Below are 12,743 nucleotides of genomic sequence, written 5' to 3'. Positions count from 1 at the left end.
ACAATATTTTAATAAAAACTATAAAGATGATCCCTTAGGAAGTGAGTGAATTGTTTAATTCTAGCTATTAAAAAATGAATTATTTAAATAGCCTTGATTAATAATTCAGCCGTTGCTGGATTGGTGGCTAATGGTACATCATAAACATCACACAAGCGCATCAACATAAAAATGTCTGGCTCATGTGGATGCTTTTCTAGAGGATCTCTAAAGAACAATACCATTTGTGTTTTTCCTTCTGCTACGCGAGCAGCAATTTGAGCATCACCTCCTAAAGGCCCGGAAAGAACTTTTGTTACTTTAAAACCTGCTTTCTCTGCCTTTGTTCCAGTGGTTCCAGTAGAGATTAATTCGATGTGTTTTGAATCGAGAAGATTCTTATGCTCATTTAAAAATTGAACCATTTCAGCTTTCTTCCCGTCATGTGATATAATAGCTATTTCCATATTTTTTAATGGATTTATAATGTTGGATGTAAAGATAGTGCTTTGTATAAGTTCAAAGACTATACAGTATTAACATATTGTTATTCATTTTAGAAATAAAAAACCGCCTGTGCTATGGCGACAGACGGTTTCTTCAATTAACCAACTCGTAAATGTGCTTTGGGTTCTCCTAACCGATTGGGGTATGAATTAATAGCGTTCAAAAATTAATATGCGTTCAATTGTTCCTGAATGACTGTAATCTTTTAACTCAATTCTGTTTTCAGTTATTTCAACAATTTTCCAACGATGATTTAATTCCATAAAAGGATCGTTGTCTCCAAAATTCAATCCAAGTTTTAAATGACCGTCTAGGTTTCTAAAACTTAACCAAGATCCAAAAATATTTTGGCCATTGCCTTCTCCATAAATTTTACCAATTTCATTAAAACCTAATACATATTCGTTAAAAATATCAGTTTGGTTCCCATTTTCTGTTTCATATTTAGCAATGGTCCATTCTCCTTCTACCAAGACATTATTAATATACTCAACATCTTCATCAGGGTTTTCGCAAAAACGATCTAATATTAATTGACTGTTCTCATTTGAAAGTTTAATTTTTTCGTCACCTAAGAGATTAATTCTCCAATAGAGATTCAATTCTGGTCTATCTCCGAAACCTAATACCAATATATATTCTCCCGTTGTACCTTGAGTAGGGCTTATGACATCCCATTGGCCATAGATCAGTTCACCTTTAATTCTTAATTTTACAATTCCATTCTCAAAGAATCTCAATGGTGTACCAATATATTTTTGATCGTAATCTAAGCCGTCATAATGTAAACGAGTTATTCTCCATAAGCATTCATTTAAAATGTTTTTAATACGCTCTTTATTATGATCAAATACTAAGTCGCACTTTTTCTCAAGAATAATTCTATTTCCAAATTCAGTGTATAATTTAATTCTTCCATGATTAATATCTGTAACTTGCCAAACTAAAGTGAAATCTTCTAATACATTAGAATCAAATTCTAGATTAATTTTAACTCCAGTTGTAGATGCATCAATGTTCCATGAACCTTCAATAACAACTCCATTTCGTTTTCTGATTTTTACTACATTCTCTGTTTTAAATACAATTAAGTATTCTCTATATTCTGCTGTTAAATCCTTGTTGTTTCTCTTTAAATCATGTACTATCCATGGACACATTGTGAGTAGTTCTTCCAATCTTTCTTCATCAAAATCATCATCACCGTAATCGTTATCATCATCTTCATCACAAAATTCGATTCCAGATTCTAATGCAGATTCTAATTCGGACATGCCATTAATGATCATTTCCGTTTCATCAGTAAACACCACAGTGATTGGGAAATTTAGGCTAATAATATCTGTCGTCTGAATATTTTTAATAAAGCGAAACATTTGTCGGTCATTCTCAATTTCAACAGTTTCAATTGTGTTTCGGTTCGAGTCAAATACAGAATAGAATAAAGGGTATTTGAAATCAACACATTCTATATCATCGTCTTCTGCGTTTTTACAGGCTTCAACATATTCCTTAAGTTGTTCTTTATTTTCAATAATCACTTCGGTATAATCGCTCAATTCAATGACAATCGGATAGGCATATTCTAAATAATCTTCATCGTCATAGTATTCATCAAATATTTCTTCAATTGTTTCAAAATCTTCTTCAGAATCGACTATTATCTCTAAACCATTTACATAAACATTAACGGGAAGTTGCACTGTAAAGCAACTAGCATTGTCAATTATATTATCTTTCGAACCGTCTTTAGTAGCGGTAGATTTCATCAGCGAAGCAACACTAGAGTTTGCCACTAATAATTCTTCTTCATTGGTACCTTGAACAATTTCATTTACTTCGTCTTGGCAACCTGTAAAAAGTATAGCCATGCTTAAGAATGAAATAATAAAGAAACTTTTGAATAAGTTTCCTTTAGAGCCTTGTATGGATTTTTTGATCTTTTTGTTTTTTATTGAAAAGTTCATAACGTGGGAATTTTAAATTAAAAATTTTGTACCGTTTGATAATGAAACAATTTAAAAGTAAAAAACCCTACCTTTCAAAATAAAAAATATATTTTTGAAATTAAATTAACCCCCTTAACTATGGCTAAAAGTATGTTTGATAACATTTGTGAAGAACGCTTGTTCGCCAATCTGTTTGATAAATACTCAAAATCTTTACACGATTTCTTATACTACAAATTTGGAAGTCATTTGAATCCTGAGGATAAAGTTCAAGAAGCATTCATAAAATTATGGGATAATTGCGGTAAAGTTTCGGCAGATAAAGCAAAGAGTTTTTTGTTTACGGTTGCTAGTAATAGCGTACTTAATGATATAAAACACAACAAGGTAGTTTTAAATTATCAAAAGCTAAAGCCGAAAGATTACACCAATGAAACTCCCGAATTTATAATGGAAGAAGAGGAGTACATGCAAAAGTATCAGAATGCTTTAGCTAAATTAACTGAAGGGCAGCGAGAAGCATTTTTATTGAATAGAATTGAAGGGAAAAGACATAAGGAAATTGCCGAGTTACTTGGAATATCTGTGAAAGGCGTTGAGAAAAGATTGTATGGAGCGCTAAAATCTTTGAGGAAGGAAATAGAAGGAATATAATTTCATTAACTTAAAGGTAGGGAAATTAAGTAATGGGTTGTTTAATAATTGAAGAGATAATATTATGAACAAGGAGGAATTAATAAAAAAGTGGTTAGACGATGACTTATCTGCCGAAGAACTAAAAGAGTTTCAGCAATTAGACGAGTACGAATCATTTATGAAATTATCGGAAAAAGCGAAGTTGTTCTCGGCTCCAAATTTTGATTCGAAAAAAGTTTATGAAAAATTAAATACTTCAATCGATCAAAAAAGGAAAAGAATCAGGAAGAATTCGAAATGGAATCCTATTCTTAAAATTGCTGCTGTTTTAACAATTGGAGTAATTCTGTATGCTAAATTTTTTACATCAAACATTACAACTATTGAAACCTTTGCATCGGAAAGCTCTTCGGTTAAATTACCAGATGCCTCTAATGTAGAATTAAATGCCATGTCTACTTTGGCGTTTAATAAGAATACATGGAGTGAAAGTAGACAGGTGAATCTTGATGGTGAGGCGTTTTTTAAAGTTGCAAAAGGTTCACAATTTGACGTTATTACTTCTTCTGGTGTTGTTAGTGTTGTAGGTACTGAATTTAGTGTTAAAAATAGAGCAAATTATTTTGAAGTTAAATGTTTTGAAGGCAAAGTTAATGTTCAAATTAATGATGAAACAATTACGCTACCCGCTGGAGAAACTGTTAGATTGTTAAATAAAAACATCTATAAAAGTACAACACATCGAGAGCGTCCTACTTGGATGGATAGTTTTAGTAGTTTTGAAAGTGTTCCTTTAATTGAAGTGATTTCGGAATTTGAAAGACAATACAATTTAAAGGTTTACATGATAGAAAGTTTAGATACAAAACAGTTGTATTCAGGTATGTTTGTGCATAATAATAGAGATATGGCTATTAAGGCTATAGCATTACCATTTGGATTAGATTATACCATTAACAAAGGGATAGTAACCTTAGATAAAGTTGAATAGAACGAAAAATTTAATTTTAGTTTTCACCTTTCTTTTTTGCCATATCTTTTATGCTCAAGTTGGAGAGGATAAGGAATCTCTTGCAAAAATTTTGGAAACTATTGAGCAGCAATTTGAATGTAATTTTTCTTATGCCGACAATACAATTGCTGAAATTTTTATTGAAAACCCAAAAACATTTAAAAGTTTAAAAAATGCGCTTAAATATTTGAGACAGCATACTAAGTTGGAATTTACAGTATTAGATGTTTCAAATATTACCGTAAGCACGAATTATAAATCAAATACTCTTTGTGGGTATTTAATAGATATAGAAACTGAAGAACCTATTATAGGTGCAGTTATTCGGGTTGATGCTGAAATAACAACAACAAATGAGGAAGGTTATTTTAATTTAGAAAGGCCTACAGAAAATAAATTGCTGGTGATATCTCATTTAAGTTATAAAGGAGTGCGCTATCAATTAAATAGTATAAATGAATCGTCTTGTGATCCCATATACTTGGTTCCCAAAATTGAACAAATATCTGAAATAGTTGTTCGAAATTATTTAACGAAAGGAATTCAAAAAACATCCAAGGGTTCTTATGATATAGATTATAAAAAATTTGATATCCTTCCTGGCCTTATCGAACCAGATGTGCTCCAAACACTTCAAGCTTTGCCTGGAATTCAGAGTGCAGATGAGTCTGTATCTAATATTAATATTCGTGGTGGGGCTAATCATGAAAATCTGGTATTATGGGATGGTATGAAGATGTATCAATCCGGACACTTTTTTGGACTCATATCGGCGTTTAACTCACATTTAACTAGGAATGCTACATTAATTCAAAATGGAACAGATGCTGACTTAAGTGAAGGTGTTTCGGGAACTATTTTAATGAATACTGATAGTGAGTTGAACACTAAAACAAAAACAGAAATTGGTTTGAATTTAATTAATGCAGATGTGTTTTTTGATACACCAATTGGAGATCAATCATCTTTACAACTTTCTGCCAGAAAATCTATTAATAATTTAATTGAAACTCCAACTTACAAACAATATTTTGATAAAGCATTCCAAAATACCGAGTTATTACAGGATTCTGATAATGTTATTAAATCTGATGGTGAGTTTTCATTTTATGATGTGAATGCACGATGGCTTTATGAAATTACTCCATATGATAAGATTAGAGTAAATTTTTTGCTATTCGATAATAACTTATTCTTTTTAGAAAATGCGGTTGTAGATGGAGAAGAAGCATCAAAAGAAAGTAGTGCTTCTCAAAGAAATTTGGCAGGTGGCGTTTCATATTTAAGAGAGTGGAATGAATGGTTTAGTACAGATTTGCAATTCTATGCCAGCAAATATAATTTAGAATCTATCAATCATGATTTAGTAAATAATCAGCGATTATTACAAGAGAATGAAGTTTTTGAGGAGGCTGTGAAATTAGATACAGAATATAAATTATCCGATATGATTTCTTTGTATAATGGGTATCAATATCAAGAAACTGGAGTGACGAATATACAAGATGTAGATGATCCTTTGTATAGAAAAGAAGTAAAACAAGTTATTCGGTCACACGGACTTTCTTCTCAATTGGGGTACACTTCAAACGATTTTAATACCACTGCAAGAATAGGTGTTCGTTTTAATTATTTGGAGAAATTTGATTCTTTTGTGATAGAGCCGAGAATAAGTTTTAGTCACCGTTTTTTAGATAATTTTACGTTGCAATTATTAGGAGAAGTGAAGCATCAAACGGCATCTCAGATTATTGATTTTCAAGAGGATTTTTTAGGGGTCGAAAATAGGAGATGGATTTTGTCGAACAATGGAAGTTTTAATGCGGAAGAAGGAGAATATGATATTCCAATTATGGAAAGTGTACAAGGAAGTGCAGGATTGTTCTATGCAAATAAAGGATGGTTGATTAGCGCTGAAGGTTATTATAAAATAGTAGATGGTATTACTTCAAAAAGTCAAGGTTTTCAAAACCAATATCAATACATAAATACTACTGGAAGTTATGAGGTGTTTGGTGCTGATTTTTTAATAAGAAAACGATTAAATAAATTCAATACATGGCTTAGTTATAGTTATGGAGATAATCAATACACGTTTTCAGAATTAGAAGAGAATGTATTTCCAAGTAATGTTGATATTAGGCATGCTGTAAATTTAGCAACAAGTTATTCTTTAAAAAACTTAGATATTTCTGCGGGGTTGAATTGGCATTCTGGTAAACCGACTACCAAGCCAATTGAAGGGAATGAAATAATTGATGATAAGATCAATTATGAAACAGCGAATATGGGTCGATTAGAAGATTATATGCGAGTAGATGTTTCCGCACAATACCAATTTAAATTATCTAAAAAAATGAAGGCTAGGGCAGGTGTTTCTGTTTGGAATTTATTCAATCAAGAAAACTTAACAAATACGTATTATAAAATTGTTGAAGATTCTGTTACTGAAGTACAGCAAAAATCTTTAGGGTTAACACCAAATATTAGTTTTAGAGTGGGGTTTTAAAAACGAAAAGCCCCAATCAGTATTATCCGATTGAGACTTTTCTAATGAAAACTATAGTTAGTTATGCTGATAGTATGTCTCCATTTCCTTTAGTAGGTAAATCAGATTTACCCATTAAATAAATATCTACTTGTCTTGCGGCTTCTCTGCCTTCCGATATTGCCCAAACAATTAATGATTGTCCTCTACGCATGTCACCAGCTGCAAAAATGTTTGGAACATTAGTTTGGTACTTGCCATACACGGCTTTATAATTAGACCTGGCATCACACTCTAAACCTAATTTGTTAGCTAAAGTTGATTCTGGTCCAGTAAATCCTAGTGCTAATAAAGCCAATTCACATGGCCATGTCTTTTCGGTTCCCTCAATTTCAATTAATTGAGGTCTTTCTCCTGGAACAATTTTCCATTCAACTTGAACCGTTTTTAAGGCGGTTAATTTTCCTTCTTCGTCTTTTACAAATTCTTTAGTGTTAATTAGCCAGTTGCGTTCCACTCCTTCTTCATGAGATGAAGATGTTTTCAACTGCAAAGGCCAAAAAGGCCATGGTGTAGATTCACTTCTTGAAATCGGAGGCTTCGGCATAATTTCAAAATTTATAACCGATTTTGCACCTTGTCTGTTTGAAGTTCCTACACAATCTGAACCTGTATCTCCGCCACCAATCACAATAACATTTTTATCCGTAGCTAAGACTTGGTCTTTAACTTTTTTACCAAAAACAACTTTTGTTTGTTGCGTTAAAAAGTCCATCGCTTGCACAACACCATCTGATTCTATTCCAAGAGTTGGTAAACTTCTCCTCTCTGTTGCTCCACCACAAAGAACAACGGCATCAAATGCTTTTAATTCTTCTACATCATAATTAACGCCAACATTTACATTTACCTTAAATGTGATCCCTTCTGCTTTTAAAATGTCAACTCTTCGGTCAATAATTTCTTTTTCCATTTTAAAATTTGGAATCCCATAACGTAATAATCCACCTATTGCGTCATCACGTTCAAAAACAGTAACTGTATGCCCGGCTCTATTTAACTGCTGTGCAGTTGCTAAACCTGCCGGTCCAGAACCAACTACCGCCACTGACTTACCTGTTCTAGTTTTTGGAATGATCGGTTTTATCCAGCCTTCTTTGAATGCACGTTCTACAATATTTTTTTCGATATTTTCGATGGAAATAGGACTGTCAATAATTCCTAATACACATGCTTTTTCACAAGGGGCAGGACATAACCTACCCGTAAATTCGGGGAAGTTATTGGTTGAATGTAAAATCCAACTGGCACGTTGCCATTCTCCTTGATGTACCATATGATTAAAATCTGGAATTAAATTTCCAAGTGGACAACCACTGTGACAAAATGGAATTCCACAATCCATGCATCTAGACCCTTGGTCAGAAATTTCTTTTTCATTTAAAGGAACAGTAAATTCCTTATAATGTTCAACACGTTCTTTAACGGGTTTGTATGCTTCGTCTTTTCTCTCTATTTCTTTAAATCCTGTAACTTTTCCCATCTTCTTATGCTGTTAATTCTTCTACCATTGGTTCTTCAGTCTCTATACGTATCAACGCTTTTTTGTATTCAATTGGCATTACCTTTACAAATTTTGAAAGGTTGTTTTTCCAATCCGCAAGTATCTCTTTTCCACGATCACTTCCTGTGTATGTAACATGGTTTGTAATCATCTCTTTTAATTCTTTTTCGTCTGTTGCAGTAATTTCTTCAAATTCAATTGTTTCAGTATTACACAATCCTTTGGTGAATTTATCTTCTGAATCGAATACGTATGCAATTCCACCACTCATTCCTGCAGCAAAATTTCTTCCTGTTTTACCAAGAACAGCAACTCTTCCACCAGTCATATATTCACAACAATGATCTCCTACACCTTCAACAACAGTAGTTGCTCCCGAATTTCTTACAGCAAATCTTTCACCTGCAATTCCGTTTATATATGCTTGACCTTCTACCGCCCCGAATAAACACACATTACCTACAATAATGTTTTCTTCAGCCTTAAAAGTTGCGCCTTTCGGTCTTTTGATTATCAATTTGGCTCCTGACAATCCTTTTCCTAAATAATCATTTGTATTTCCGTCAACATTAAAAGTTAATCCGTGTGCTCCAAATGCACCTAAACTTTGACCAGCCGAACCTGTGAAATTGATGTTTATAGTATCTTCAGGTAATCCTAAGTGACCGTATTTTTTAGATATTTCATTACTAACAATTGCACCAACGGTTCTATCGGTATTCTTGATTTCGTAATTCAAAGTCATTTTTTCTTTTCTAAATAAAGCCTTGTGCGAATCCTTTAATATTTTGAAATCGATAACATTTTCTAAGTTGTGATCTTGCTTTTCAGAATTATGAATTGGCATTTTAGAATAACCTTCAGGTGTGTGTAAAATTGAAGATAAATCTAATCCTTTGGCCTTATAATGTTTTATGGCTTTGTTGGAGTTGATTTTATGTGTTTGACCAACCATTTCTTCTAAGGTTCTAAACCCTAATTGTGCCATTATTCCTCTTAGTTCTTCGGCGATATAGTAGAAGAAGTTAATAACATGTTCTGGAGTGCCTTTAAAGTTTTTGCGTAATTCTTTATCCTGTGTGGCAATTCCTACTGGACAAGTATTTAAATGACATTTACGCATCATAATACATCCCGAAGCTACTAGTGGAGCCGTTGCAAATCCAAATTCCTCAGCTCCTAATAAAGCAGCAATAGCAACATCACGGCCGGTTTTTAATTGCCCGTCGCACTCAACTACAATTCTACTTCTTAGATTGTTTAATACTAAGGTTTGCTGAGCCTCCGCTAAACCAAGTTCCCAAGGTAAGCCAGCATGCTTTAGCGATGTTAATGGCGAGGCTCCTGTACCTCCATCATAGCCAGATATTAGTACTACATCCGCTTTCGCTTTAGATACTCCTGCAGCAATAGTTCCTACACCGACTTCTGATACTAATTTTACATTTATTCTTGCCTCTCGATTTGCATTTTTTAAGTCGAAGATTAATTGTGCTAAATCTTCAATTGAATAGATGTCGTGATGCGGAGGAGGAGAAATCAATCCTACAAAAGGAGTTGAGTTTCTTGCCGATGCAATCCATGGCAATACTTTTTCACCAGGTAACTGTCCACCTTCACCAGGTTTTGCACCTTGAGCCATTTTAATTTGAATCTCTTTTGCGTTAGTTAAGTAGTGAGATGTTACACCAAAACGTCCAGAAGCAACTTGCTTAATAGCAGAGTTTCTGCTATCTCCATTAACATCTGGTTGGAAACGGTTTCTGTCTTCACCACCTTCGCCTGAATTGGATTTTGCTCCAATTCTGTTCATGGCAATGGCTAAATTTTCATGCGCTTCTCTAGAGATTGACCCATAAGACATAGCTCCTGTCTTGAATCGTTTTACAATCTCAGTCCATGGTTCAACTTCATCAATAGAAATTGGGTCGAAATTATCGAATTCAAATAATCCACGAATGGTCATTAAATTTTCCGATTGTTCATTTATAGCCTTTGCATAAATGTCATAACTTTTTTGATCGCTTAAACGAACTGCTTGTTGTAATTTAGAAACAGTAGTCGGATTGAACATATGACGTTCACCATTTCTTCTCCATCTATAATCACCTCCAATATTTAAACCTAAACGTTTGTTTATATATTTATCTGGATAGGCGTATTTGTAGCGTTCTCTAATTTCTTTTTCTATTTCATACAAGCCAATTCCTTCAATTCTGGAAGCAGTGTATGGAAAGTATTTTTCTACAAATTGTGAGTTGAATCCAACGATTTCAAAAATTTGAGAACCACGGTACGAGTGTAAAGTGGAAATTCCAATTTTGTTCATCACTTTTAAGATTCCCTTACCAATTGCTTTGTTAAAGTTATCAACGGCTTTTTGCTCGTCCATATCGGTAATAAATCCATCTTTTACTTGTTTCCTAATGATTTCATTTACCATATAAGGATTGATTGCACTAGCACCATAACCAAATAGAGTGGCAAAATGATGTGGCTCTCTTGGCTCTGCCGATTCTATAATGATGTCAAAATAAGAGCGCTTGCGCAACCTGTTCATTTGGTGATTTACAAATGAACATGCCAACAAAGAAGGAATAGGAGCGAAGTCCTTATTAACTCCTCTATCAGATAATATAATAATGTTAGTTCCTCTGTCTAAAGATTTTGTAATTTGAACAATAATGTCTTCCAAAGCATCTTCTAAACCATTCAATCCTTTATCTATTGGATAAAGCATTTCAATAGTTTCCGCTTGAAATGTTCCAACAGAGATTGTTCTTATTTTTTCTAAGTCGTTGTTAGAAATAACTGGATTTTGGATGCGTAATTTTCTACATTGACGCTCTGTAATACTAAAGATGTTCCTATCCTTTCCAAGTGCTAAACTTATATCTGTTACAATTTCTTCTCTAATTCCATCTAATGGTGGATTTGTAACTTGGGCGAATAATTGCTTGAAATAATTTGAAATTATTTGAGGTCTGTCAGACAAAACTGCAAGAGGAGTATCAATTCCCATAGAACCTAACGCTTCTTTGGCATTTTGTGCCATTGGCGTTATGATTTCTTGCATGTCTTCTAACGTATAATTAAACAAGCGTGCTCTTGTTTTGATATCGATAGTTTCAATCGGACATACATCATTGGTATATGGTACATCTTTTAAATGTAACCTAGTATTGTCTAACCATTTCTTGTATGGACGTTCAGATACAATTTTAGATTTGATTTCTTCATCATTTATAATACGTCCCTCGTTCATGTCTACCAAGAACATTTTTCCAGGTTCCAATCTTCCGTGTAATTCAACATCTTCTGCATCAACATCAACCACTCCAATTTCTGAAGACATGATTAATTTTCCACTTTTTGTAAGGGTATACCTTGATGGTCTCAATCCATTTCTATCTAATAATGCTCCAATATAATCACCATCTGTAAAAGGAACAGATGCTGGGCCATCCCATGGCTCCATGATACAAGCATTATACTCATAAAATGCTTTTCTATCCTCAGACATGGTTTTGTGTTTTTCCCATGCTTCCGGAATCATCATCATCATTACTTCCGGTAAAGATCTTCCTGTCAAAGTCAATAATTCAACCACCATATCCATAGAGGCAGAATCTGATTTTCCTGGTAAAATTATTGGGAACAATTTATCTATCTCTGGACCAAATACATCACTTTGCATAATCTCTTCACGAACACGCATTCGACTTACGTTTCCACGTAGGGTGTTTATTTCACCATTTTGACACATATATCTAAACGGTTGTGCCAGTTCCCAAGTAGGCATGGTGTTGGTGCTAAATCTCTGATGCACTAATGCCAGTCTTGTTACCAAATCTGGTTGTTGTAAATCGGTAAAATAAGGTCCGATGTCTTCAGGCATAATAATACCTTTATATATTAAGGTAGTATTTGAAAGACTGGGTAAATAGAAATACGAACTTTCTGACATTTTGGAATTTGCAATGTCATGCTCTGTTATTTTTCTTGCTGCATACAATTTTGCTTTGAAAACATTCTCTTCAATTGATTCGCTCTTTCCAATAAAAATTTGTTCAATATTTGGCTCCGATGCTAAGGCAATTTCTCCTAATTGAGATGAATTTACAGGTACAGTTCTCCAACCTAAAATGGTAAGACCTTGATTTTTAATTTCTTTTTCAAATACATCTTTGCAGTATTTATATTGATTCGTGTTTTTAGGTAAAAACACCATTCCAACTGCGTATTCTCTTTGTGCTGGTAAATCAAATGTACAAACACGTTCAAAATATTTATGTGGAATATCAATTAATAACCCGGCACCATCACCGGTTTTTCCATCTGCACTTACACCACCTCTATGTTCTAGTTTTACTAAAATCTCTAAGGCATCATGAATTATTTGATTTGTTTTCTCTCCTTTTAGGTTACATATAAATCCTGCGCCGCAATTTTCATGCTCAAATTCTGGTAAGTATAAACCTTGTTTTTCTATCATAATCTTCAAATATTGACAGCAAAGTTATATAATTTGTTGAAAAAAAATTAGTGAATCATTCAATATGATTTAAGAAATGCAACAAATAAAATAATTCAATGCATATAATTTGT

At 33.4% G+C, this 12,743-nt stretch carries 7 protein-coding genes; 3 read left to right on the top strand and 4 right to left on the bottom strand.

What is annotated here, in order from left to right:
• Nucleotides 1–83 precede the first annotated feature (83 nt).
• Both RM519_RS05300 and RM519_RS05295 read right to left on the bottom strand, forming a co-directional pair.
• On the bottom strand, nt 84–446 hold the full coding sequence (locus tag RM519_RS05300) for a methylglyoxal synthase (RefSeq protein ID WP_311592537.1): 363 nt from the start codon (nt 444–446) through the stop codon (nt 84–86).
• A gap of 189 nt (nt 447–635) precedes the next feature.
• The gene (locus RM519_RS05295; protein WP_311592536.1) at nt 636–2,453 is read right to left on the bottom strand and encodes a hypothetical protein; all 1,818 of its coding nucleotides are present in this window, start codon (nt 2,451–2,453) and stop codon (nt 636–638) included.
• A 120-nt stretch (nt 2,454–2,573) separates the two neighbouring features.
• Between RM519_RS05295 and RM519_RS05290 the strand changes: the two genes are divergently transcribed.
• The 3 genes from RM519_RS05290 (at nt 2,574) to RM519_RS05280 (ending at nt 6,592) form a co-directional block, all read left to right on the top strand.
• Nucleotides 2,574–3,089: an RNA polymerase sigma factor gene (locus RM519_RS05290; RefSeq protein WP_311592535.1), complete on the top strand. Its 516-nt coding sequence runs from the start codon at nt 2,574–2,576 to the stop codon at nt 3,087–3,089.
• Nucleotides 3,090–3,153: 64 nt separating this feature from the next.
• Nucleotides 3,154–4,062, top strand: coding sequence for a FecR family protein (locus tag RM519_RS05285; protein ID WP_311592534.1), 909 nt, complete (start codon nt 3,154–3,156; stop codon nt 4,060–4,062).
• On the top strand, nt 4,055–6,592 hold the full coding sequence (locus RM519_RS05280; RefSeq protein WP_311592532.1) for a TonB-dependent receptor: 2,538 nt from the start codon (nt 4,055–4,057) through the stop codon (nt 6,590–6,592). Before RM519_RS05285 ends, RM519_RS05280 begins: the two co-directional genes overlap by 8 nt.
• 61 nt (nt 6,593–6,653) lie before the next feature.
• Here RM519_RS05280 and RM519_RS05275 read toward each other — a convergent pair whose 3' ends face one another.
• Nucleotides 6,654–8,114 carry a glutamate synthase subunit beta gene (locus RM519_RS05275; RefSeq protein ID WP_311592531.1) on the bottom strand — a complete coding sequence of 487 codons (1,461 nt, stop codon included), beginning with the start codon at nt 8,112–8,114 and terminating at the stop codon, nt 6,654–6,656.
• A gap of 4 nt (nt 8,115–8,118) precedes the next feature.
• Nucleotides 8,119–12,630, bottom strand: a complete 4,512-nt coding sequence (gltB, locus tag RM519_RS05270; protein WP_311592530.1) for a glutamate synthase large subunit — start codon at nt 12,628–12,630, stop codon at nt 8,119–8,121.
• Between the last annotated feature and the right edge of the window lie 113 nt (nt 12,631–12,743).

Source organism: Urechidicola vernalis (genome assembly GCF_031846385.1).
Lineage (GTDB): Bacteria > Bacteroidota > Bacteroidia > Flavobacteriales > Flavobacteriaceae > Urechidicola > Urechidicola vernalis.
Note: the sequence above shows the minus strand (reverse complement) of the source record. Positions and strands in the feature narration are given on the sequence as shown.